Here is a 24,663-nt window from a genome sequence, read left to right as displayed (position 1 = left end):
AAAACTCACTGGCAGGCGGTATTCGATGCGCTAGGTCGCGCACTCATCTGTTGCAGACGGTCTTGAGGGGCGTCTAGCAAAGTGCTGCTGTGCAGGCGTGTTTCACGCAGAATGTTCAACATCCAATCATTCAACAGCGGGTGTAAACGGTAGAAAACCCATTGGCCCTGGCGGCGATCAAGCAATAAACCGTTTTTGCGTAACTGAGCCAGATGGCGCGAAATTTTAGGCTGAGATAGTTCCAACGCCTCCATCAACTCACACACGCACAGCTCGCCCTCTTGTTCAATCAACAGCAGGCTTAGTAGGCGTGTCTCATCGGCGATAGATTTAAAGAAGGTAACAGCATCCAGCGCTTTGACTTGTGAATCCACGTTCTTGCTGTTCACCAACACGAACAAGCGCAGGCGCTCGCTTAACTCCTGCAGGGTGCGGGTAAAGGCTTTTGGGTCTGGGCTGGCTTTCGGGTCTGGGAAGTCCCACGCCAGCACAACGCCGCCATGGGGCCAAGCTCGGCATTCTCGATGCGCTTTATCGCACAAGGTGATGATGTAATCGAACGGCTGATCGCCCAAGCTCTGTACCGACTTAGCCACTAATCCCTCGGCGGATAAACCAAAGTGTTCGATCGCCTCTATCGTGCGTGGGTCTACCTCGGATGGCTCGGTGCCAGCACTAAACACCTCAAACTGATCGCCCGCTAACTGGCGCAGCAACACCTCCGCCATTTGTGACCGTGCGGAGTTAGCGGTACAAAGAAATAGGACTTTTTTCACGCGACACCCTCTTAATATTTGGGTGCACTATACATACCTAAAACAACATATACAATTATCCATATATTCTTTCATTGATATATCTAATTTACGATATATCACCTAAGCAGTTAGCACGGGTGATATATCGGCATTAATAGTCATTAGGCGAACGCTGTATCCAGTGTGACAAGCGGACGTCGCGTTGAGATCGCGTTAAGTGCGATGTTATGGATCATCACATCAACCGTAGAAGTCGCCTCTGCCAGCACCTGCAGATCGTAGCCACTTGCATCGGGCGAGAGCGCTGTATGCGCCACACAGTTCTGCGTCATCATGCCGCAGACCAGCAACTTTTCGATGTTGTGCGATGCAAGTACAGCGGCAAGAGAGGTATCAACAAAGCTGTCCGCGTTGCTCTTAACCACCACCGGAGCATCTGGCGCTGCGGCGAGTATCTGTGGGTGGATCTCCACACCGGTTGTGCCCTCGTTAAAGAACGGCGCTATACCGCGGCTGGCATCGGCCACATGTTGGACCAGCACAACAAGGTCTCCCGCTTGCTGCGCTTTCTCTATCGCCACCAGCGTATTTTTTAGCACCTCTTCTGTGTTCCACAACGGGAATTTACCTGTTGCGAAATAGTCGTTTTGTAGATCGATAACTAGCAAAGCGCGTTTGGATGTATGTGACATTTCCTTCTCCAATGTGAGTTAACTAAGTGCCATTGTCACCTACGATCAACACACCAACGAGTGGCCCAAAATACATATTTCGATTATATTGGGCCAAAAGAGCACGGTAAACATCATGACCCATTCACCAATTCAGATCGCGGTGGTTGCTTTCGAGGGGATCAGCGCATTTCACCTTGCTGTGCCGGGCGTGGTTTTTCGCGAAAGCCGCCATGGCCAGCCACATTTTGCATTGACCGTGTGCTCAGCCGAGGGCACCAAGCTAAGCACCAGTGCCGGTTACGCCATTGAGGTACAAGCAACGCTCGCGCTGCTAGATCATGCTGATATTGTGGTGATTCCGAGCTGGCGTAACCCTGATGAGACACCGCCAACAGCACTGCTTGATGCGTTGAAGCGAGCACACCAACGTGACGCGATGATTGTGGGGCTATGCCTTGGCGCTTATGTCGTCGCAGAAGCTGGCCTGCTGGATGGAAAGCACGCCACGACCCATTGGGAATACGGTGATCACTTCACCAAGCGCTTCCCCAAAGTTCAGCTCAGCGCCGATGTGCTTTATCTTCAAGAGGAGCGTATTGTTACATCCGCAGGAACCGCGGCAGGTATGGATTGTTGCTTATATCTCGTACGTGAATTAGCGGGTGCCGAGATGGCAAACCGCATCGCCCGCCGCTTGGTAGTGCCGCCGCACCGCCAAGGCGGGCAAGCCCAGTTTATTGAAAGCCCAGTACCCAGCGCAGAACGCGATCACCACCTTGCTCAGCAACTGGACTGGATACGCGCCAACCTGCACCGCCCGTTAGATATCGACGGGCTTGCCGAACATGCTCACATGAGCCGCCGCAGCTTCACGCGCCACTTTCGCCAACTCACCGGAAGCTCCGTGAGCCAATGGCTGCTCAACGAACGCCTTACACTCGCTCAACAATTGTTGGAAACCAGCAGCTACCCGATTGAAGCCATCGCCGAGAAAAGCGGTTTTGGCTCCACCGTTTCACTACGCCAGCAGTTCCGCAAACGCTTCGGTGTGAGCCCGCAAGCATGGCGCAAAAGCTTTGCTGCGGTGCGCAGCAAGGCTAATTAGGTACAGGAAGAGCCGAGCCGTTTAGGCATCGTAGAGCGTGTTGGCCCAGTCTCCTGCAAACGCGCGGCGCAGTTCAGTGTAACGCGCCAGCAGCTGTGTGCGGGCGGCCACCAGCTCAGACTCGGACGAGAGTAGATCGCGCTGTGCATCCAGATAGTCCAAGTAAGGGATGATCCCTTCCTCATAGCGCGACTTTGCCTGTGTATGAGCATCTTGAGCAAACCGCTGGCGATTTATCAATAGTGTCAAGCGCTGTTGTTGGCTTTGCCACTGGGAGATGGCGGTATCTGCGCGATTGAGTACCGTTAGCCACTGCTTTTCGTAGGCTTCAAGCACTGCTTGCTCCTCTAGTTTAGCCGCACGTAAGTTAGCCTTCAGTGCTGCAAAGTTGAGCAGCGACCAGCGCAACGTCGGCTGTACAAGGCGCTGCCCTTGCGCATCACCTAAGCTCAACCCGCCACCGTTTAGCACACCGAGTACACCTCTAATACTCACTTGCGGATATAGCGATGCTTGCGCCTCATCGGTGAGTGCAAAAGCGCTGGCAACGTTAGATGTTGCCAGCAGCACAGAGGGGGCTTTAACCAACGCGACAACAGGTTTATCGATCGCCCACAACATCGAGTTGGCGGACGCGAGCAACCCTGCGGTCTGCCCAGTCACAATGCCTTGAACCCTCGACCCCGTGAGGACTGCTAGGGTCTCGCGGTAACGGTTTTGCTGCTGCACTAGCGCTGGCTTTTGAGCACGAAACTCGTACTGCAGTGCTTTAGCTCGGCTCAATTCCAGCGAGGTTGCAAGCCCCTCGTCAACACGAAACTGCAATACATCGACACTCTCATCGAGTAGTTTCAGCTGCTGATCTAGCACCGCGAGCTGCTCCTCAGCACCAGCAAGACCGGAATAAGCTGAGACGACGCCACTCACAACATCCGCCAAGACCTGCGCCTTTGCCGCTTGAGCATTGTTGGTACTGGCTTGTGCCTGACGCACGCGTGCGCTGATCCTGCCAAACAGGTCGAGCTGCCAATCGGCACTTAGACCTGCGCTCAGTTGCTCGGTACGTTGCGCATCCCCTCCGCCCAACGGTTGCTGCCGAGAGGATGAGGCTTGTGCAGCTACACCGCCTTGGGGGCGATATTGATCACGGCTAACGCGCAAGCGCTCTAGCTGTGCATCAACCCTCAACGCCGCAGCCTTTAAATCATGATTAGCAGCGAGTGCACGCTCGACCAACTGATCGAGCGCGGGGTCGCCCATCGCTTGCCACCAATGAGCACCGGTGTTGGGCAATTCGGTCTGATTGGCAAGCCGCTCCGAGATCACCTCGATAGCAAGATAGTCCACTTCAGGTAGCGCATGGCGCGGGCTAGTTGTCGCACAACCGGCCACCAGCAACGCTGTTGCTATCACAGCGCTAAGCTTAGTTTTGGTCAGTGACTTACTCATGGTTTGCCTCCTTCACTGACGGTAGCTGTGGGTCTCGGCGGCGCTCTAGGGCGGTCATTGCCATGTAGAACACCGGCGTAAACAGCAAGCCAAACAAGGTCACGCCTATCATGCCGGAGAAGACTGCCACACCCATCGCTTGGCGCATCTCTGCTCCAGCGCCGCTCGCCAGTACCAACGGCACCACACCTGCGGTAAAGGCGATGGATGTCATGAGAATAGGCCGTAGACGTAAGCGGCACGCTTCTAAGATCGCTGCTAAGCGCGTTGTGCCGCTATTGCGGTTATCGCGCGCAAACTCGACCATCAAGATAGCGTTCTTACACGCCAGAGCCACCAACACGATCAACGCGATGCGTGTAAAGATGTTGTTGTCGCCCTCCATGAGCCAGATACCCGCCAATGCTGAAAGAATAGTCATTGGCACAATCAGAATAATCGCCAGGGGCAACGTCAGGCTCTCGTACTGGGCCGCCAGCACCATAAACACCAGCAACACCACCAGCGGGAAAATATAGACCATCGTGTTACCCGCCAAGATCTGCTGATAGGTGACTTCGGTCCACTCAAAGGCCATGCCTTTGTCCAACTCTTGGTTGAGGATGCGCTCAATCGCTTGCTGCGCTTGATCCGAGCTATAACCCGGCGCTGGGTTACCATTGAGCTCCGCACTCGGGTAGCCGTTATAGCGCATCACCCGATCAGGACCAATCGCCGGCTCAACCGTGAGCACCGAACCCAGCGGTACCATGTCCCCTTTGGCGTTACGCACTTGAAGGCGCAGAATCTGCTCCGGATCGACCCGGAAGTTGGCATCTGCTTGCGCATTCACCTGATATGTTTTACCAAACAGGTTGAAATCATTGACATAGAGAGAGCCAAGGTAGATCTGCAACGTTTCAAATACTTGCGCTAGCGGAATCCCCTGCAGCATGGCTTGCTCGCGGTCAATCTCGATATCCATCTGCGGCACCTGAATACGGAAACTTGAGTACAAGCCCGTTAATGCCGGATCTTGGCGCGCAGCGTTCAGTACTTTTTGGAGATTTGCGAACAGCGCTTCGAAGCCTAAACTACCGCGATCTTCGATCTGCAGTTTAAAGCCACCTGTCGTACCCAAACCTAAGATTGGTGGAGGCGGAAACACGGCAACGAAGGCCTCATCAATCTCAACAAAACGGCCATTCAACTGGCCCGCTATCGCATTCGCAGAGAGCGCAGGATCAGTGCGTTTGTCAAAGTCCTCTAAGGTTACAAAGACGATGCCGCTGTTGGAGCTGTTCGTAAAGCCGTTCACTGATAGGCCTGGAAACGAGACAGTTTGCAACACGCCGGTCGTATCCAGCGCCAATGCTTCCATCTGGCGAACCACCGCTTCCGTGCGATCAAGGCTGGCCGCATCAGGTAGTTGCGCCACCGCAACAAGATACTGTTTATCTTGCAGCGGGATAAAACCGCCGGGCACGGTATCAAAGAGCTTAATCGTACCGCCGAGCAAACCCACATACACAATACCGACCACAACGCCCAAGCGAATCAGCTTCTTAACACCCTTCTCATAGAGGCGGCCAATGCGCTCAAACAAACGGTTAAAGGGGTTGAATAACCAGCGCCCAAACAACGCGTTCATCACGCGCGTGAGCAGATCTGGCTTGGCATCGTGGCCACGTAATAGCAACGCGGATAGCGCAGGTGATAGTGTGAGCGAGTTAAATGCAGAGATCAGCGTCGAGATGGTAATCGTCAGCGCAAACTGTTTATAGAACTGGCCACTCAAACCTTGGATAAAGGCGGTGGGAATAAACACAGCGCACAGCACCAATGCAATCGCGATAATCGGGCCGGTGACTTCGGTCATCGCTTGGCGAGTCGCCTCTATCGGAGATAGACCTTCGCCGATATTACGCTCAACGTTTTCGACCACAACAATGGCATCATCCACCACGATACCGATCGCTAACACTAACCCAAACAGCGACAGTGTATTAATCGAGACACCCAACCACTGCATCACAGCAAAGGTGCCGATCAATGAAACGGGGACCGCAATGAGCGGAATGATCGATGCGCGCCATGTTTGCAGAAACAAGATCACAACAATCACCACCAGCACGATCGCCTCTAGCAATGTGTCGATCACGGCATCAATCGAGCCACGTACAAAGACAGTCGGGTCGTATGCGATACGATATTCAACGCCCGCTGGGAACGCTTGCGCCAAACTATCCATAGTGGCGCGCACCTGATCTGATAGCTCGATTGCGTTAGCGCCGGGGCGTTGGAATACCGGAATCGCAACCGCTGTTTTACCGTTTAGCAAGGCGCGGAGCGAGTAGCTATCTTGGCCAAGATCGATACGCGCCACATCTTTCAGGCGCGTGATAGCACCAGAAGGCGCCACTTGAACCACAATGTTTTCGAACTCTTCGGTACTTTCCAAGCGCCCTTTTACGTTAAGCAGCACCTGAAACTCGCTCTCTAACGTGACGGGCTGCGCACCTAAACTACCCGCAGCAACTTGCTGGTTTTGCTCGCGAACAGCACGCACAACATCACCCGGCACAAGCCCGCGTTCGGCCAAGGCATCTGGGTCAAGCCACAGGCGCATTGAATATTTACCACCGCCAAATAGCTGTACATCGCCCACACCCGGCAAGCGGGCTAGCTGATCTTTGATATAGATATCGGCATAGTTGGATAAGTAGCTAATCTCGCGCTCACCAGAAGGCGAGAAGAGATGCACCACCATGGTTAAGTTAGGTGACGACTTTTCGGCAACTACACCCAGACGCTGCACCTCTTGTGGTAGGCGCGGTAACGCACTGGTGACGCGGTTTTGTACCTGCACCTGAGCGCGGTCTAAATCGGTACCGAGCTTAAAGGTCAGGGTTAGGGTCATCCGGCCATCTGTTGTGGCTTGCGAGAACATGTACAGCATGTTCTCGATGCCATTCATCTCCTGCTCTAGGGGAGCAGCAACGGTTTCTGCGATAACTTTTGGATTCGCACCTGGATAGTTCGCGGTCACAACAACCGTTGGCGGCACAACCTCAGGATATTCGCTGACCGGCAGTTGGAATAGCGAAATGCTTCCCCCTACCAAAATCAGCAGAGACAGCATCGCCGCGAAGATCGGCCGGCTGATGAAAAAGTGGCTAAATTTCATAACGATAGCGGCCCTACTTACGCAGACGGTTCAATGTCAGAAGCGAGTATTGTGAGATCTTGCGTTTCGATCTGAACATCGCGTGGCGTGATCGGCATCCCCGGACCAACGCGTGCAGGACCGTTAACAGCAATGCGCTCACCCGGCTCAAGACCTGACATCACAACACGCAATGCGCCTTCACGTGCGCCCAGTTCGACTTTGCGGTACTCAAGCACATTGCTGTCGTTGACGACCAACACGAAGCGATTTTTCAGGTCAGTACCGATCGCACGGTCAGGTACAACAACGGTCGGCTGAGACGCTGAAGCCTCTAGCGTGATGCGCGCAAACGCTCCCGGGCGCAGGTTAGCGGCATCCGCCGTAAACACAGCGCGTACCCGCAAGGTGCCCGTTTGCTCGTTGATACGGTTGTCGATAAAGTCGATCTGGCCCATGTGTGCCAGATCATTGCGGCCCACCAAGCTCAATGCTGCCGGTGTTTGGCTCTGCATCGAAACATCAGAGAAGCTGCTATTCCACGTCCGTTCATCAATATCGAAATAGGCATATAAACGATCCGTTGCAACCAAAGAGGTCAATACACTCTGGCCGGCAATAACGTTGTTACCTGCGGTGATAAATGCGTTGGAGACTTGGCCATCGATGGGTGCACGCACCTCAGTGAACTCAAGATTCAGCTTAGCGGCCTCTAACGCCGCTTTAACCGAAGCCAGCTCAGACGCACGTTGCGCTGCAACCGATAAACGCGACTCCGCTTGTTCGGCAGACATCGCATTACGCCCCTGCAGACGTTTTGCGCGCTTTGCTTCTGAGCGCGCTTGGCGCAGTGCAGCTTGAGCACGGTTAAGATCTGCTTCTAAACGAGCAACGTCCGCAGCGAACGGGCGCGGATCAATACGAAAGAGGAGATCGCCCTTTTTCACATGGCTGCCCTCGCGAAACTCAACCGCATCAATCACGCCTGAGACACGCGGGCGCAACTCAACTTGCTGTGGCGATACTAAACGCGTGGTAAAGGTATGCTCAGGGCTATACTGGGCATAGATAACGGTTGCCACATCCACAGGCTGCGGCGGCGGTGCTGACTGTGCCGGTGTTTCCGCTTCTGCGGTGCAACCCGCGAGGACAACAGCCAGTAGTAAACTGGAAAGTATGCGCAAATGCATGAAACTCACTCCAACTTAGAGTCGATTAAACAAATGTGGCGTGAGTATCTAAGAAGCGCCCCCCAACCTGTAGGGGTGCGGTGGTTACATTGGTTGCAACAATAAGTTGAAACAAGCGATAGACAGAGCTAACTAAAGATATTAGCTAAAGCGCATATTAGGATCTTGGCCATAACGGGCATTCAAAAGTTGGCGTAAGCGCTCTGCGCCGAAATAAATAAGAGCAGAAAAAGCTGTATTTGAGTCCATGGTGAAACGCAAAAGAGGGTTCGGTTCAAGCGATGAAGCCCTACGATTTTTAAGACAAAATCAACTTGAGAAAAAGTACATTCAAAGCATTTGAGAATAGCTTCGTAAAACGAAGACAATTTGATCACCACTTCCCTTATTCGACTCTTGCATTCGGGCATTGGCTAATTGCTTTCAGTTTAATCCCTTTGCGCACGCCTTTTGCCTGAAAAGGATCGTGTGAGGTAACGCACGCACGATAGCAGACGATGATGCGTGTTGTCAGTTCTGCGTTTATCACCCTTCGAGAGGAGTATCTTCATCGATACGCAGGTGTGATTTAACAAGGGATAGGTTCATATTTCGCCCATAAAAAACCCGTCGGAGCGGGTTGATAGGTGTAAGTTACATAGACGCCCACTTTTTCTCTAACAGCGTCTCTACGTCTCGGAGCCTTACTGTAAGGCTCGTTGAGCATTCAAACTCTCTCAGAACAAACCTATATTCACAGATATACATAACCATGGACCCAACTTTGAACTTGTCTAGGTTATGATCTTTGACCATCTGGTCTATATCGCTCTCAATAAGATCACCGACCCCATAAACAAATCTGCGCAGCCTAATACTTCTGGCATTCAAAAAATCAAGACACAATCGCTGTATTTTTGATGCTCCTAACAGAGATTTCAGAAGGGACATTAAAGAGATATTGTGGTTACGAGCAGCTTTAATTAGCACCATCATAACTACTGACTTATCTATGGACGCATCAGCCAAGAATAATAACTTTTCCCTAGATTTTTGATCAGAAAACTTATGGATGAAAGCATATATATTTTCTACTTGGGACGTTAATACTTTTACCTCCCCGAGCTCTAATACTTCCGTAAACATCTGATCGTAAGCATTTTCAGTCGCCGCAACCGATGTCAGCAGACTTGATTCTTTAGTCATCAAAAGACTTTCAAGTATAGTAATGGTTGGCTTATCCGCAGCGTCGTCCCGATAACCTTTCAAGCACAACTGCAGTTAGGTGCTGTACATCGGATTGGTCCAATTGGGTTTCAAGTGCCTGAGCACTTCGCCCTAACTCAACCCTACTTAGCTCCAGCTCTTTTGAGTTTACCTTTAAGGCTTTCTGGTTCTGCCGCAACGTCATAATAAGAAAAACCAGACTCACGAACGATAGCAAGGGGTTGAGCAAGCCTCCCAAAGTATCTCCTAAGAGTGCGTACTGCTCTCTGATATCTTTGGTATCAATAGCAGGAAGGATAGCCCCAACGTCTCCATGAAACTTGGATAAAAAGGCCGCTATAAAGAAAGGAATCAGTACAAAAATAATCCAGTACTGATTAGGCCGAATTTTATCTATAAAGTATGCAAAACTACTTCGCTTCTCTAAGCGCTCTAACTTCTTTTGTAGCTTATCGTCCTTCATCGCTCTTCCCTGCATATCACGTTTACGCGCAATATACAGGGAAATGAACGGCTTGGACTACTGCTCTTCTGCGTCTTTACCTGTGCCGGGCTTAACCGCGACTTTGGCACCTTCGATCAGTCGCTTGGCTTTATCTGGAACACATCAAACCGCCTGCCCAGCAGCAAAGCCTGATGCCCACGCCCACTGGAAGTTATGGCCGCCCAAGTGGCCGGTCACATCTAAGCACTCACCGATAAAATAAAGGCCGGGAGCTAGCTTCGCTTCCATCGTTTTTTGGTTGATCTCATCTGTATCGATACCGCCAATCGTCACCTCTGCGGTGCGATAGCCCTCGGTGCCAGAGGGTTTTACCTGCCAGCAGGTAAAGGCTTCAGCCACCTTTGCCAAATCGGCGTTGCTTTGATCTGCCATGCGTCCAGAGCAGCCAAAGAGTTCGCAAAGAATTTGCGCCATCCGCTTACTCATGTGACTGGCCATAACCGTAACAATATCGGCTTTGGGTTTTTCTTCACGCTGCACTTTTAACAACGCGAGTAGGTCTTCTTCTGGGAAGAAGTTAACGCAGATGGCATCGCCCGGCCGCCAATAGGAGGATATCTGCAGCATCGCTGGGCCACTTAATCCACGGTGCGTAAACAGCATGTTCTCTTTGAACGTCATACCGTTGCAGCTGACTGTCACGGCGTGGGAGACACCCGATAACGGATTTAGATGCTCTTTTAGCTCCGCTTGCAGCGTGAACGGCACCAGCGCAGCAGAGGTTGGGTAGATCTTTAAACCAAACTGCTCGGCAATATGATAGGCAAAAGGCGTTGCGCCGCCATTGGGGATCGACAAACCACCAGTGGCGATCACGACAGACGGAGCGTTCATCGCCCCGCTTGACGTCACCAGTTGATAGCCATTATCCGTTGCAACGAGACGCTCTATCGTGGTCTCGGTTTGTATCTGCACCCCTGCCCATTCGCACTCCGTCATCAAAACACGCAAAATCTCTTTGCTGCTTTCGTTACAAAAGAGCTGGCCGAGTGTTTTCTCATGGTATTCAACGCCGTGGCGCTCCACCAACTCAACAAAGTCGCTAACGCGATAACGGCTGAGTGCGGAGCGGCAAAAATGCGGGTTGTGGGAGATGAAGTTTTCAACACTGTTGTGCAAGTTGGTGAAGTTACAACGCCCTCCACCAGACATCAGAATTTTGCGGCCAATCTTCTTGGTGTGCTCCAACACCAAGACCGACTTACCTCGGTACCCAGCGGTTGCGGCACACATCAAGCCCGATGCGCCCGCCCCAATTACAATAACGTCAAATTCCAATGTAGAGTCTCTTTAAGCGTCTGAGCCGCTGCTATCTTTCTGTTGGTTTAACTTACGAATTTTATCGGCTAAACGCCCACCTCGAGCGCCACGCTGTGTTGGCTCAGAGTTCTGCGCAGCTTGCTCATTCTCTTGAGCTTTCTGATAAACCGACTTGTGTTTCTTTTTCTTCTCCTGCGCGCGCTTTTTACGGCTCTCGTAGCTGTCGCCATCAGCCAAGCGCTCTTGTTTAGAGATCACAGGATCTGCAGGTAAATATTGGTGCACAAAGGCACGTTTTTTCTTGGTTCTAGACATTTTGGTACTTCCTCGCGCCTATTGTTTTCTGTCAACGTCTTGCTCTGCGGCTTCAGCTGCTTCTGCTTCTAGGCGCATTCGTTCTGCTTCTGCGCGTTTTTCTTCCCACTCGGCAACCGTTTCAAAGGTAATTAAACCCAGTTTGCCTGAGCGCAAATCGTTTAAAAGAACTTCACAGGCTTTGTGTACATCGATCACACCACCTGGGCGAAGCCCACCACGTTTACGACCGATCTCATCTAGTAACGCAGTATTGGTTTCCGGTAGTTCTTTCAGCTTGTAACGTTCTAAGAGTCTTTGGGGATAATCTTGTAGTAAAAAGTTGGCCGCGTATTGCCCCACCAACTCATACTCAATGGCGGTATCGCGGATGGCTCCACTAGATGCCAAACGATATCCCGAATCGTAGTCTTCAATTTTGGGCCACAAGAAACCTGGCGTATCCGATAGCGCCATACCGTTTTTCAAGGTGTAGCGTTTCTGGTTCTTGGTGACCGCAGGCTCATTGCCCACCTTAGCGATTCGGCGGCCCAACAATGCGTTGATCAGCGTGGATTTACCTACATTGGGAATACCCATAATCATGGCACGCACCGTGCGCTCTTTGTTAGCACGCGCAGGTACCATCTGCTTGCACATGTCGGGTATTTTTTGAATCACCTTTTTCTGGTCCTGACTCAGAGCAATCGCGGTAATGCCCTCTTGCCCGTTGAGAAACTCCAACCATTCGGCGGTACGTTTCGGGTCAGCTAAATCGCTTTTATTGAGGATCTTTAACACCGGCTTCCCTTTGCGCAAAGAATCGACCAGAGGGTTCTCGCTCGAGAGAGGCAAGCGCGCATCAAGCACCTCGATAACGGCATCAATTTCATCCATTACTTTGGCGATCTCTTTGCGGGCTTTATGCATGTGCCCAGGGAACCAGTTAATTGTCATCTACATCTCCTAAATCGTTGGTCGCATTATACCGTCGGTTCTTCTATTGCGCAGTTGCAAATATCGCTTAATTTTTTGCAGTTGGCTCAACACCCGCTAAAATGTGGGATGACTAATATTTGTTACGGGACTAGTAATTAATGACCGGTGAGGTTTTAGACAGCCAAGTGCTGATGGCTAGGCAGCCAATTTTCGACCACAAGCAACGCGTGGTCGCCTATGAGCTCCTCTATCGCAAAGAGGACGCAGCGGAAGCCTCATTTCTGGATGGCAGCTCAGCCACCAGCGAAGTTCTACTGAATGCATTCACATCGATCTCTGATGCAGGTTCTGTGCGTAAAGTACCGGCTTTTATCAACCTAACTTACGATATTGTGGTTGAGGGGAATATCCCTGAACTACCGCGCAAAGAGGTTGTATTTGAGCTTTTAGAAGATGTTGTTGTTGATGAAGCCTTCGTAAACGGTGTGCGCAACCTAGTTGATCAGGGGTATCGCATTGCGCTGGATGATTTCACCTACACCCCCGATTACGACCCTCTCCTTGAGATGGCACAAATCGTGAAGCTGGATGTGATGCAGCACAACCACGCGGAGCTCGTGGAGCAGATCAAACATATTCGCCCGTTTAAGGTCACGCTTTTAGCAGAAAAGATTGAGACGCACGAAAAACTTGAAGAGTGTGTTGAGCTTGGCTTTAAGCTGTTCCAAGGCCATTTTTTAAGTAAGCCAAAAGTCGTTAAAGGCCGTAAAGTTAGCACGAGCCAAGTGGCGTTGATGCAACTGCTGCAAGAGCTGCAAAAAAGTAATGCCACGCCCGAAGTGCTCGAAGCGCTTATCATTCAAGACCCGGTTTTGACTTACAAGTTGCTACGTATCGTTAACTCGGCTGCCAACTCACTGGTACGCAAAGTCGAGTCTGTTTCGGAAGCGATTGTGCTATTAGGTATTCCTCAGGTTAAGAAATGGGCAACGCTCATCGCGATGTCTGCCAATACCGAGAAACCTGAAGAGCTATCACGCCAACTATTGATCCGTGGGCGCATGTCAGAGCAGGTTGCCGAGCGCCATAAACGCCCGAATGCGCCGAGCTACTTTATGGCGGGCATGATGTCAGGCTTAGACGCGCTGCTCGATCTTGAACGTAGCATGATGCTTGAGCAGGTCCCGCTAGGGGACGATATCAAGCAAGCGATCTCTGACGGTAGTGGCGAGATTGGCGAAGTCCTGAAGAACGTGATTCATTATGAAGCGGGCGACTGGGATCTACTCCCCATGAACTTCGATGGCGATGTCTATGAAGCCTCCTATCGCGAGGCGGTATTGTGGACTAAAGAGGCGATGCAAGCGCTGGCTGATCAGAGCTAAACCCTAAAATCTCATCATAAGGCTGCTATTGCAGCCTTTTTTATTCGTTTGAGTTTCATTACATCAGATAGTCGTTACACCGGTTTTCTAGCGGCCATCGCAGCAAACAAAGAGCCTACAACAATCAGCGCTGCTGCAATGATAGTGGCTTTTGTAAGTACTGCCTCAGTAAACGCCGCTAGCAACACAACCGAGATCAGAGGCGCACCGTAGCTCAGCACTCCCAATAGCGGCAAATTGCCATGCTTTATTCCATAATCCCAAGTGAAGAACGCAACCCCCATCGGCCCAAGTCCGAGCAACAGAATACCGCTCCACTGTATACCTGAAGTTGGCCATACGGTGGTTTCAAGCAACAGGTGGCAGATGGCAGACAACAAGGCTGTAAAGCAACAAAACCACCCTACAACATCCGTTGATACTGCCTGTGTGAGACGACTCAACACCGAGTAACCTGACCAGATGAATGCGCACGCAGCAGCGAAGAGGTACCCTTTCAATTCGCCTTTCGCCATGTGCATCAATGCGTCAACACCCCCCATCAACACCCAACATCCGGCCAACGCCACGCCACCACCCACAATGTACTGCCACCTAAAACGATGCTCCGGCAAAAAACTCGATAACAATACAATAAGCAGCGGCCACATGTAGGCGATCAGGCTGACTTGAATGGCCGGTGCAAAACGCATCGCCATGAAGTAACAAAAGTGAAACGCAAAGTAACTCCCTACTCCCAAGACCCAAACCTGCCAGGGCTGGCGCAGATACCGTTGCCCTACATGCCCTTTTCGTAGCCAGTTGGTTGCCATCACGACAAAGGCAACGCCAAACGCCATCGATAGCAATTGAAACGGTGGAATCTTGCCGCCGGTAAGCTGAGTAAAAAGGGCCAGTGTTCCCCACAGCAGGATAGAGATCGACCCAATGGCTGTTGCTTTCATGAAAAACCTCTCGTACATACTCTGGAAGTAGATTAGAGGCGAGCAGCCAATAAAACTATCGAGAAACGGCGCAGCATCATCGAGATACAGCGAACTAGACGTTTTGGCGGTAATACCGTGGCGATCGATCGAAGAACTGACGAAACCGATAGCTGAACGCCGCGGCACTATCATAGCCGACCGCAGCGGCAATGTCGGTAATGGTGGCTGATGATGTCAGCAGGAGATCACGGGCATGTTCCATACGGCAGCGCACCACGTAAGCATGGACCGTCGTGCCTACCTGCGCTTTGAATAATGCGTTTAGTTGGCGAGGGCTTAAAGCCGCAGCATCAGCGACGTTTCGCACGTTAATATCCAGATGAAAGTGACGTTCGATATAGCATTTTGCTGCCGCTACACGCCGATCATACTCTGCTTCGGCGCCGTCCTCTAACAAGGCGACCGCTAGCGCGCTCACCTGAGACCGCAGTGCCGAAGAGTCTATATGCTCGAGCGAGGCTGCTAAAAAGCGGCGATAGTGCTGTGCTGCATAAGACAGCGAAAAGAACGGCGCTAGGTTAGCAATACGGGGAGCTTGATCAATAGGAATATCGGCAACAAGAAACTGATTGTTACCCTCTGGTGCAGCAAACTCATGTGTCTCTTGTGCGCAAATAAAACCTGCCCGATCTGCACATAACACACCCTGCGCATGGCCTATTTGAATCTCTAGTTCACCTTGGAGCGGAATCACGATTTGATGAAAGGCGTGGCTATGCGCACTAGGCGCCTTGCTGTAACTACGTTGTGTTAGGTCAATCTTGCCCACAATCTAGGCCTCGATGGGCTCTTTCAGCAGCTCTAGCCCTTGCTGGTCTGCGCGCAGGTACCACAAATGCGTGTCCCAATCACCGAGGACGATACGAGCACCCTCTACCACGCCCTGCTGTTGGTGAATAGCGGGACGATGCGTATGCCCATGAATTAAGATCGGCACTTGATATTGCGCAAAGGTCTGGGCAACGGCCTGAGAGTTCACGTCCATAATAGCGTTGGATTTGATTTTAGCGCTAGCTTTACTGGCTTCACGCAGTTGCTGCGCTATTGCAACGCGCTCCTCAAGCGTTTTTGCCAAAAACTCGTGCTGCCAAGCGGCGCTGCGTACCAGTCCACGAAACTGTTGGTACTCCACATCATCGGTGCAAAGCTGATCGCCGTGCATAATCAACGCCGACTGATGATTGGGTAGTTCTATCACACAGGCCTCTTCCAGTAGAGTCGCGCCGATATGCTCGGCAAACGCTGGGCCAACCAGAAAGTCCCGATTTCCATGCTGAAAGAACAGCTGACAACCTAGCTTATCAAGCTGCTTTAAGGCGGTGGTTATGGGCTCTATCTGCGGCAACATCGCGTCATCACCGATCCACGCCTCAAAGATATCACCTAGCAGGTATAGCTTCTCGGCATCGGCGCTGATCTGCTCTAGAAAAGACAAAAACGCCCGGGTGATATCCGGGCGTTCAGGTCTCAAATGAAGATCTGAGATAAAGTAGTCAGCCATAGCTGTTACGCTTCAACCACCTCAGCTGACTCGATCACAACATCATCAACAGGTACATCCTGATGGCCTGCACGCGTTGTCGTTTCAACCATTTTGATTTTTTCAACAACGTCCATGCCTTCAACGACTTTACCGAATACAGTGTAACCCCAGCCTTCAGTTGTTTTCGCTGTGTGATCTAAGAACGTGTTGTCGTTCACATTGATAAAGAACTGAGCAGAAGCCGAGTGTGGGTCCATTGTACGCGCCATCGCGATAGAGCCCGCTACGTTCGACAAACCATTGTCAGCTTCGTTATCGATAGGATCGCGTGTCTCCTTCTGTACCATACCTGGCTCAAAGCCACCGCCTTGGATCATGAAGTTATGGATAACACGGTGAAAAATCACACCGTTGTAAAACCCATCGCGCACGTATTGTTCAAAGTTAGCCGCTGTGTTGGGCGCTTTTTCATGATTAAGTTCAATGTGCACATCACCGTGTGTCGTATGGAAAACGATCATTATTATCTTCCTATTTCTCAAGCCTACTCGTTGGTAGGTTATTATACTCAAGTATTAAGGTGTTGCACTGATAATATTTTACCGGCTGGCGATTAACTGTCTTTGCGTAAGCGTTTATACTAGCGAGCTATCTATTCGCATTGCGAATCTTCGAATGAGCCACAAAGTTGCTGAGACGATGTCAAAAAACGAATCCACTGCAAAGCCAACAAACTTTATTCATCAAATTATTGAAGCGGACATAGAGAACCAAACCCATCAGGGTAAGGTTGTCACGCGCTTCCCGCCTGAGCCGAACGGTTATCTTCACATCGGCCATGCAAAGTCTATCTGCCTTAACTTTGGGACTGCAGAAAAATACAACGGCGTGTGTAACCTGCGCTTTGACGATACAAACCCAGAGAAAGAGAGCCAAGAGTACATCGATTCAATCGTGTCCGATATTGAGTGGCTCGGATATAGTTGGAACGGCGATATCCGTTATACCTCACTCTACTTTGACCAGCTCTATGCATGGGCCGTACACCTGATCAAAGAGGGCAAGGCCTATGTCTGCGACTTAAGCCCAGAGCAAGCGCGAGAGTACCGCGGCAACTTTAGTGAGCCGGGCAAAAACAGCCCTTATCGCGACCGCTCGGTTGAAGAGAACTTAGCGCTGTTTGAACGCATGAAGAATGGTGAGTTTGCAGAGGGAGCTTGCGCTCTTCGCGCCAAGATCGATATGAGCGCACCTAACATGAACTTGCGCGACCCAATGATCTATCGCATTTTGCATGTACCTCACCACCAGACGGGTGATAAGTGGTGCATCTATCCGATCTATGACTTCGCCCACGGCCAGTCTGATGCTATCGAAGAGATCACGCACTCACTCTGTACGCTTGAGTTTGAAGACCACCGCCCACTTTACGACTGGTTTATCGAGAACCTACCCGTCCCTGCTACACCAAAGCAGTACGAATTTTCTCGCTTAGAGCTGAACTACACCGTTACCAGTAAGCGCAAGCTTAAGCAGCTCGTCGATAATGGCACGGTTAGCAGCTGGAATGACCCGCGCATGCCAACTATCTCTGGCCTGCGCCGTCGTGGATACACACCTAACTCCATCCGCAACTTCTGCGACATGATTGGTGTTACTCGCTCCAATGCTGTTGTTGACGTGGGTATGCTAGAAGCTGCAATTCGTGATGATCTGGACAAAACAGCACCGCGCGCGATGTGCGTTACTCGTCCGCTTAAAGTCACCCTCACCAATATGGATGAAGGCCATGAGGAGTGGTTCGAGCTTCCCGCCCATCCAAAGGATGAGTCACTTGGCGTACGCCGTGTTGGACTGACACGAAACCTCTTGATCGAACAAGAGGATTTTATCGAAGTTAAGCCGGTGGCGAAGAACAAACATGAACGCTGGAAGCGCTTAGCTCTCGGGGATGCTGTTCGCCTGCGTGGCGCTTACGTCATTACCTGCAACGAAGTTGTTAAAGATAGCCATGGCGAGATTATTGAACTGCTATGCACATATGACCCAGACACGAAAGGTGAGAACCCAGTAGGCTACAAGCCGAACGGCGTTATCCACTGGGTTTCTGATGAGCTTTCAGTACCGTGCGAAGTACGCCTGTATGATCGTCTGTTCACTGAAGCCAACCCTGACGGTGATAAAGAGGTGGAGTTTACAGAGCATCTCAATTCAGAATCGCTGGTTGTGTTACCTAACGCACGCGCTGAAGCAGGCTTGCGCGAGGCCGCTGTTGAGTCTCGCTATCAGTTTGAGCGAATGGGCTATTTTTGTGTCGACCCAGACTCAACATCAGAACAGCTAGTCATCAACCGCACTGTCACCTTGCGTGACTCTTGGGCCAAAGCCCAGAAGTAATGTGTGATAAAAAGCCCAGCACTACGCTGGGCTTACTTTCTAATCACCCAATACAACACCTTCTCTGCGCTTATCAGCAGCGCCCACCATGGTGCCATCGGGTTTTATCACAAACCCATGAAGGCCAGAGTTTAGGTCGCGGCGATTCACTTTAAATCCCATACCTTCAAGTGAAGTCGCTAAGCTATTACTCTGTACTCCTAGCTCAACATCATATGTGCCAAAGCGGTTAACAGCATGAGGGCTATTAAAAGCACTGTCTAGTGACTCTCCCCAAGCTAAGTGCCGTATCAGTGCCGAAGAAACATAGCCGATAATTCGCGAACCGCCCGGCGATCCGACCGCCATATAAGGTACGCCATCTTTCATAACAATAGTTGGCGACATCGAAGAGCGTGGGCGCTTACCCGGCTCAACGCGGTTAGCGATCGGCAAGCCATCTTTATGGGCTCGGAATGAGAAATCCGTTAGCTCGTTATTGAGCAAGAAGCCATTCGACATTAAACGCGAGCCAAAACCATTCTCAATGGTTGTGGTCATCGAGACAATGTTCCCTTTTGCATCTCGTATCACAAAGTGGCTCGTCGATGGCAACTCTATCGACTCATCGTCCGCCAACGATACGGCGTTTTCCCAGCTAGGCTCGCCCGGGGCAACCTCCGATAACGCCTCGCCGGGCTTGATAAGCGCTGCCCGCGATTTCAGGTAGCCCTCATCTAACAGCCCTGACGGCATCGGCACATAATCGGTATCTGCCATATAGCGCCCACGATCAGCGAACGCTAACCGCGAGGCATCGCCAATAATTTGCCAACTGATCGGATCATCTGCACTGCGCTGCTGCATTCTAAACTGATCAGCGATGCCTAAAATCTGCCCCACCGTAAGTGCACCCGAGCTCGGTGGCCCCATGCCACAAACTTCGTAGCTCATAAAACCGCCACAAACCGGTGCACGCTCCTTGATGCGATACACTGAAAAATCTTGCAATGCTAGAACACCGGGATTGCCCTCAGCACCTGTGACTGTTGCAACAATATCCTCAGCAATAGAGCCGAAATAGAAAGCATCTGCACCTTTGGTTGCTAACGTATCGAGCGTTGCCGCATAGGCTTCATTCGTCAGGGTTTGGCCGGTTTGAAGTGGCGAACCATCCGAATTAAAAAAGTAGGCTCGCGTCACTGAATAACGGTATAACCTACCGCGATCTTTGGCGATGGCGCTGGCCAAACGCTCGCTCACCGTAAAACCTTTACGTGCGAGCTCCGCCGCTGGTGCCAATAGGTCCGACCAAGCAAGCTTGCCAAACTTGGCATGAGTATCCCCCAGCAGCTTAACTGTGCCTGGTGTACCGACCGAGCGCCCACCCACCACGGCATCATAAAACTTCAGAGGCTGACCATCTTTTAAGAATAACTCGGGGGTAGCTGCTAGCGGTGCCGTTTCACGGCCATCAAACGTGGTAAGCTTGCCAGATTCTGCGTCATAGTAAACTAAGAACGCACCGCCCCCTAAGCCTGATGACTGCGGCTCAACCAAACCCAACACGGTCTGCACCGCCACCATTGCATCAATAGCTGAACCACCTTGCTGGAGTACCCGATACCCTGCTTCCGATGCCAATGGATGAGCAGCCGCAACGATATACTGGGCCGCAGTGACCTCACTCGTTGCTTGTACTGCCGATGTTGCCTCTGGTGCTATCGCATCAGTCACTTGCTCCGCTGCAGTGACACAACTGCCCGCCAATGTAATTCCGAGTGCTAGCGGCTTTATTATCTTCTGGTGCATGCTCACTCTCCTTAATTAGGCCCAATGCCTTTCTGGGTATAAGAGCTCTTAAAGTACTGACAGGAGGGATTCTGAGCAAGCGCTTTACTAGGGAGAGTTTGAGGTGCGGCTACCCACTAATCGCACCTCAAAACAAATTTCAAGCGGCTGGAACGCCACTGTGGAAACGGAAAGTATCATCTTCTGAGCAAATGAGTTGCTCTTCGATCGCTTTAAAATGCGCAACCCGCTCTGTGATAGGCTCCCCCGCGTAGTCTTCGGCCAAACCAAGATAGTCTTGGTAATGACGCCCTTCAGATTTTAGAAGCGAGCGATAAAATTTTGCCAGAATATCGTCTAAGTAAGGAGCAAGTTTTGCAAAGCGTTCGCAGGAGCGAGCCTCAATGAAAGCTCCAACGATCAACGTATCGACAAGGCGACCAGGTTCATGAGTACGAACATGCTCTCTCATTCCAGATGCATAGCGGGACGGTGACATATGGCAATATGTTACATCACGCGCTTCCATCAACTCTAAAACCTGTTCAAAGTGAATCAGCTCTTCGCGCGCTAAGCGAGACATCTTATTCAGCAGGTCACTGCGATCAACATAACGGAACATTAGCGTCATCGCTGTCGAAGCAGCTTTTTTCTCACAATGAGCATGATCAATTAATAATATATCCTGCTGCTTTAGCGCTTCATCAATCCACGCTTGCGGCGTTTCACAGCCTAAAAAGTCACGAATCTCGTCTAATACTTCCATCGAACCAACAACCTAACTAAAGAGAAGAGCGTATTATAATGACTTTAAGTGCGAGAACTCTAGAACGACAGGATAGGTCTGACAGGAATGCAGAGAATATTGCGCCCGATCAAGTGTATCGAGCGCGGAAGGAGAGACTAATCTATCAATGTATCGATGAGATCTATCATGAATTCGGTGTCTTCCGAAGCCATAGCATCCCACCCTTTGATGCTCATTGCCTCTAGAACAGAGCGGCCTTTGTCATCCTGATCCATCGCAACTAACTCATCCAACAGCTTAGGCGCTAACGCCTGCAACTTTGGACCAGCCATCAGGGTATGATGAACAACATCAATTTGGCTCTCAACCAAGACTCGCATTTGATTTCGGATAAGACCAGAAAGATCATCGAAGGCATCTTTCAGGAAAAACCCCACATCTGCTTGGCCGTTTAGCAACGCCTTAGCGACTAATACGTAGCTACCAGCACTTTGTTGCTCAATTGTGCTCCGATCAAGGTCCGCAGGTTCAATCATGATCATACCCATCATGTTGACATCTGGGTCTTGTGTGCATGCAACGCGCACACCTGGTTTCAGCTCTTCGATACTCTGGTACGGTGACGATTCTGGTACGACAATAATTGCCTCATCACTCAAACCACTAGGACGAGCCAGCGCCTTAAACCCCTTGTCGCGAACCAACATTGCAGCGTCATAAGGGTTAGCATAAATCAGATCGATCTTATCGCTTTGGATATCGCCGCGTTGAGACTCAAAATCGTCATAAAGCTCGAGATGGAACTTCTCCTCGAGGCGCCGCTGTAACCAGGTGTTAAAAATAAACCAACCAGACAAATGATCAGGCGAAAAGTCAGGGCTAACACTCAGAACATAGCTCATGCACTTGCCTCCCCAGCCAACATTTCAGCGTAGAGTTTCGCGCTTGCATCTACCTTTGTACGCGATGGCTTACGCCGAACCGACGTATACCCCATCAATTGACCGTTACGGATATTGGGTATCACCGTCGCCTTAACCCAGTAATAAGCACCATCTTTACGGAGGTTCTTAACATAACCGTGCCACTTTTTACCCGCTTGAATCGTATCCCACAGGTCCTTAAAAGCAGCAGCTGGCATGTCTGGATGGCGCAAAATACAATGGTTTGCGCCAATTAACTCATCGAGTTTGTAGCCCGACATGTCAACAAAAGCCTGGTTTGCATGGGTGATGTAGCCTTTTGTATCCGTCCGCGAAACAATAAGTTTACCGTCGGGATAAGGTACTTCGCGATCTACAACAAGCGCATCTCGCGACGTACCATCAAAATATTCGATTTGCATAAGCGTTACAGTAGCTTCCCTATTGCTTCAGCAGCACGCTTCACGTCTAGGAAAATCAAACCAAGGCGTGCATTTGGTTTCGCAACGACCGTTAAAACCGAATCGCTGTTTGCATGTGTCATCAAAATATAGCCGTCTGCGCCCTTCACGAGCACTTGCTCAAGCTCGCCACGCGCAAGCTCTTGCGCGGTACGCTCACCCAGAGACAGCATTGCTGCGCTCATAGCACCTACACGGTCTTCATCCATGCTTGCCGGTAAGAGCGCCTCGATCATAAGGCCGTCAGTCGAAATTACAGCAGAGGCCTCGATCTCAGCCGAAGTTCCGTTCAGGTCACTGAGAATTGACCCCATCATTTCAGAACGCATAACAATCTTACTCCGTTTTTTATATTGTACTTGATCCAATTATTTTTAATTCAGATATCGAACAGCTAGAGCACTCAACAAATCTACAAAAGACTGCTGATTCAGATTTGGCTGTTCATGAATCATCAATGCGAATGACTGAGATCCAATATGCACGATCCATGTGCCTAAGATACTGTTACCAACAGGGTCCAGCAATCCCCATGATTGCCCCATTAGTTTCAAATCAGTATTGAGCAAGCGACCGTGCCGCTCATGTAATGCAATTAAATCTGCAGACAGCGCTGCAAGACCATCTGCGTGATCTTGCTCAAAGCCTGCGGATGCCAAGCAAAACCCCTGATCGTCGCCTAAAACAACTTTTCCAGAGGACGATAAACTTGGCAGAATATCAACTAAACCGGCTTCTAAACTGCCTTTAAACGGTTCTGTTGGCTCGCTCACAAGCCCCAAGAAACGACGCGCTAAAAGGCGATCAAAGAGCGCCTGAGCACTACTCTCTTCCATATCCGCCAACTCAGCAAAAAGCTCGATACTAAACTCTAGCGCCGCTTCACTACTCATAAGCTGTAGCAGTATCGCGCGGGCATCATCAGGCTGTGAATTAACCGTAGCGTAGTATGCACCGCTTGGAGTTACTTGAAGATAGCGTGCAGCATTGTCATCCAGACTCACTTTAACCCCTTAAAACTTAAGACCGGCAAATTAATATTCAAAAAGCTGAGCTGTGGTTGCAGCAGCCATGACACCAAATACGTAGCGCTGAGGAATCTGCAACTCACTTATCACTTGGAAGGCACTCATGGGCCTTGTTTGCCAGAGGTTTATCACAGCGTGCACCTCTGGGACAGCGATATTTCTGACACACTCAGGCGCGTACTTCAGACGGCGCGTTCGTGTTGGATCATCATTCGGCAAGATACGACCTTGCACTGTCCAAAGGCCACTCAGCCAGAGCAAATCTTGTGCTGTCATCACCCGCTCAGAGAAACCGAGACCGTCTTGGAGGTCTTCCTCGATCACATCACCAAATTTGATGGAAAGCTCTCCCATACCAAATCGGCTTGTCATGACAGTGTACAACACCTCTTCAGTGAGATTAGTGACAAAGCAATCGGTCCAAGGCAAGTACTCTAAACGCAAATGTAAACCATCTATGGCAACCGATGAGGACTTCTCCCGGCCATCAGCAACCGCTTTTTCAATCCAAGGCAGTAACATACCATCCAGACTTATCTGCAAACGGCGGCGGTCAGCTTCTTGGGACCAATCGAGGTCTGGGAGGTGACCAAATACAGTGGCCATGTCACTAACGTGCTTTTTATCGATCGAAGGAGCTGTGAGTTGATCTTCCAGCGCCTTCTTTTTTTCTATGATGGGTAAAAGCGCAGCAGCGTTCGTTTCAACTGACTTATTCGGCGAGGTTGCGACGGCAGCAACCGCATGTGTATTGACGCCAGAGGAGCTCGCTCCCGATGCACCCGCACCTGAGCTACTAGGTACTCTGCCGTTCGGTTTATCGCTAGACCTGCGGTTATGCGCTTTCTCTGCCCTAAGTTTCGCTAGCTCCTCTGCTTTACGCTTTTTGAGGAGCGCCCGTTTCTTGGCAGCAATTTTCAACTCTGTGACATTGGAGCCTCGGCTTGCCTGCTCCTC

General features: G+C 50.8%; 24 protein-coding genes and 1 pseudogene. 3 read left to right on the top strand and 22 right to left on the bottom strand.

Annotated features, from left to right (window positions below):
* Positions 1–5: 5 nt before the first annotated feature.
* The 3 genes and pseudogenes from E4L36_RS18090 to E4L36_RS14335 form a co-directional block, all read right to left on the bottom strand.
* Complete coding sequence (locus E4L36_RS18090; protein ID WP_276317506.1) at positions 6–353, bottom strand: metalloregulator ArsR/SmtB family transcription factor; 348 nt, start codon at positions 351–353, stop codon at positions 6–8.
* Between the two features lie 54 nt (positions 354–407).
* Positions 408–776 (bottom strand): annotated as a pseudogene (locus tag E4L36_RS18005) (arsenate reductase ArsC); the annotation flags it as partial.
* A gap of 143 nt (positions 777–919) precedes the next feature.
* Positions 920–1,450 (bottom strand): cysteine hydrolase family protein, encoded by a 531-nt coding sequence (locus tag E4L36_RS14335; RefSeq protein WP_136681167.1) that lies wholly within the window; start codon positions 1,448–1,450, stop codon positions 920–922.
* 115 nt (positions 1,451–1,565) lie between these two features.
* Between E4L36_RS14335 and E4L36_RS14330 the strand changes: the two genes are divergently transcribed.
* The gene (locus tag E4L36_RS14330) at positions 1,566–2,537 is read left to right on the top strand and encodes a helix-turn-helix domain-containing protein (protein ID WP_136681166.1); all 972 of its coding nucleotides are present in this window, start codon (positions 1,566–1,568) and stop codon (positions 2,535–2,537) included.
* A gap of 21 nt (positions 2,538–2,558) precedes the next feature.
* Here the strand turns inward: E4L36_RS14330 and E4L36_RS14325 are convergent, their stop codons facing one another.
* The 8 genes from E4L36_RS14325 to ylqF all read right to left on the bottom strand — a co-directional run bounded on the left by E4L36_RS14325 (position 2,559) and on the right by ylqF (position 12,543).
* A complete protein-coding gene (locus E4L36_RS14325; protein WP_136681165.1) occupies positions 2,559–3,986 on the bottom strand; it encodes a TolC family protein in 1,428 nt (475 codons plus the stop codon).
* A complete protein-coding gene (locus E4L36_RS14320) occupies positions 3,979–7,152 on the bottom strand; it encodes a multidrug efflux RND transporter permease subunit (RefSeq protein ID WP_136681164.1) in 3,174 nt (1,057 codons plus the stop codon). The genes E4L36_RS14325 and E4L36_RS14320 overlap by 8 nt, the downstream gene beginning before the upstream one ends.
* A 17-nt stretch (positions 7,153–7,169) precedes the next feature.
* Complete coding sequence (locus E4L36_RS14315) at positions 7,170–8,321, bottom strand: efflux RND transporter periplasmic adaptor subunit (RefSeq protein ID WP_136681163.1); 1,152 nt, start codon at positions 8,319–8,321, stop codon at positions 7,170–7,172.
* A 633-nt stretch (positions 8,322–8,954) separates the two neighbouring features.
* Positions 8,955–9,506: a hypothetical protein gene (locus E4L36_RS14310; protein WP_136681162.1), complete on the bottom strand. Its 552-nt coding sequence runs from the start codon at positions 9,504–9,506 to the stop codon at positions 8,955–8,957.
* A gap of 31 nt (positions 9,507–9,537) precedes the next feature.
* Entirely contained in the window at positions 9,538–9,990 is a 453-nt protein-coding gene (locus E4L36_RS14305) for a hypothetical protein (RefSeq protein WP_136681161.1), read from the bottom strand.
* 144 nt (positions 9,991–10,134) lie between these two features.
* Positions 10,135–11,310, bottom strand: a complete 1,176-nt coding sequence (locus E4L36_RS14300) for an NAD(P)/FAD-dependent oxidoreductase (protein WP_136681160.1) — start codon at positions 11,308–11,310, stop codon at positions 10,135–10,137.
* Between the two features lie 12 nt (positions 11,311–11,322).
* Positions 11,323–11,607, bottom strand: a complete 285-nt coding sequence (locus E4L36_RS14295; RefSeq protein ID WP_136681159.1) for a hypothetical protein — start codon at positions 11,605–11,607, stop codon at positions 11,323–11,325.
* 18 nt (positions 11,608–11,625) lie between these two features.
* Complete coding sequence (gene ylqF / locus E4L36_RS14290; protein ID WP_136681158.1) at positions 11,626–12,543, bottom strand: ribosome biogenesis GTPase YlqF; 918 nt, start codon at positions 12,541–12,543, stop codon at positions 11,626–11,628.
* A gap of 140 nt (positions 12,544–12,683) precedes the next feature.
* Here ylqF and E4L36_RS14285 point away from each other — a divergent pair, with 140 nt between their 5' ends.
* Complete coding sequence (locus E4L36_RS14285; RefSeq protein WP_136681157.1) at positions 12,684–13,910, top strand: HDOD domain-containing protein; 1,227 nt, start codon at positions 12,684–12,686, stop codon at positions 13,908–13,910.
* A gap of 74 nt (positions 13,911–13,984) precedes the next feature.
* Here the strand turns inward: E4L36_RS14285 and E4L36_RS14280 are convergent, their stop codons facing one another.
* From E4L36_RS14280 to E4L36_RS14265, 4 genes are all read right to left on the bottom strand, one after another.
* On the bottom strand, positions 13,985–14,854 hold the full coding sequence (locus tag E4L36_RS14280; protein ID WP_240770746.1) for an EamA family transporter: 870 nt from the start codon (positions 14,852–14,854) through the stop codon (positions 13,985–13,987).
* 94 nt (positions 14,855–14,948) lie between these two features.
* Entirely contained in the window at positions 14,949–15,665 is a 717-nt protein-coding gene (locus tag E4L36_RS14275) for an AraC family transcriptional regulator (RefSeq protein WP_169051550.1), read from the bottom strand.
* 3 nt (positions 15,666–15,668) lie between these two features.
* The gene (locus E4L36_RS14270) at positions 15,669–16,397 is read right to left on the bottom strand and encodes a UDP-2,3-diacylglucosamine diphosphatase (protein WP_136681155.1); all 729 of its coding nucleotides are present in this window, start codon (positions 16,395–16,397) and stop codon (positions 15,669–15,671) included.
* Positions 16,398–16,402: 5 nt separating this feature from the next.
* Entirely contained in the window at positions 16,403–16,900 is a 498-nt protein-coding gene (locus E4L36_RS14265; protein ID WP_127693887.1) for a peptidylprolyl isomerase, read from the bottom strand.
* 178 nt (positions 16,901–17,078) lie between these two features.
* On the opposite strand from E4L36_RS14265, the gene E4L36_RS14260 reads away from it, so the two are divergent.
* The gene (locus E4L36_RS14260) at positions 17,079–18,776 is read left to right on the top strand and encodes a glutamine--tRNA ligase/YqeY domain fusion protein (RefSeq protein ID WP_136681251.1); all 1,698 of its coding nucleotides are present in this window, start codon (positions 17,079–17,081) and stop codon (positions 18,774–18,776) included.
* Positions 18,777–18,815: 39 nt separating this feature from the next.
* Here the strand turns inward: E4L36_RS14260 and ggt are convergent, their stop codons facing one another.
* The 7 genes from ggt to E4L36_RS14225 all read right to left on the bottom strand — a co-directional run.
* Positions 18,816–20,567, bottom strand: coding sequence for a gamma-glutamyltransferase (gene ggt / locus E4L36_RS14255; RefSeq protein WP_136681154.1), 1,752 nt, complete (start codon positions 20,565–20,567; stop codon positions 18,816–18,818).
* Positions 20,568–20,706: 139 nt separating this feature from the next.
* The gene (miaE, locus tag E4L36_RS14250) at positions 20,707–21,312 is read right to left on the bottom strand and encodes a tRNA isopentenyl-2-thiomethyl-A-37 hydroxylase MiaE (RefSeq protein ID WP_127693889.1); all 606 of its coding nucleotides are present in this window, start codon (positions 21,310–21,312) and stop codon (positions 20,707–20,709) included.
* 137 nt (positions 21,313–21,449) lie between these two features.
* Positions 21,450–22,196, bottom strand: coding sequence for a phosphate/phosphite/phosphonate ABC transporter substrate-binding protein (locus E4L36_RS14245; RefSeq protein ID WP_136681153.1), 747 nt, complete (start codon positions 22,194–22,196; stop codon positions 21,450–21,452).
* Positions 22,193–22,639, bottom strand: coding sequence for a PAS domain-containing protein (locus E4L36_RS14240; protein ID WP_127693891.1), 447 nt, complete (start codon positions 22,637–22,639; stop codon positions 22,193–22,195). The genes E4L36_RS14245 and E4L36_RS14240 overlap by 4 nt, the downstream gene beginning before the upstream one ends.
* Before the next feature lie 5 nt (positions 22,640–22,644).
* On the bottom strand, positions 22,645–23,007 hold the full coding sequence (locus E4L36_RS14235; protein WP_127693892.1) for a roadblock/LC7 domain-containing protein: 363 nt from the start codon (positions 23,005–23,007) through the stop codon (positions 22,645–22,647).
* Positions 23,008–23,052: 45 nt separating this feature from the next.
* On the bottom strand, positions 23,053–23,682 hold the full coding sequence (locus E4L36_RS14230; RefSeq protein WP_127693893.1) for a hypothetical protein: 630 nt from the start codon (positions 23,680–23,682) through the stop codon (positions 23,053–23,055).
* Positions 23,683–23,712: 30 nt separating this feature from the next.
* Positions 23,713–24,663 (bottom strand): hypothetical protein (locus tag E4L36_RS14225; RefSeq protein ID WP_206064566.1); only part of this gene is annotated, 951 nt, incomplete at its 5' end.

Origin of the sequence: Neptunomonas sp. XY-337 (genome assembly GCF_004959845.1) — a bacterium.
Classification (GTDB): Bacteria; Pseudomonadota; Gammaproteobacteria; order Pseudomonadales; family Balneatricaceae; genus Neptunomonas; species Neptunomonas marina.
This window is presented reverse-complemented; position numbering and strand designations above follow the sequence as displayed.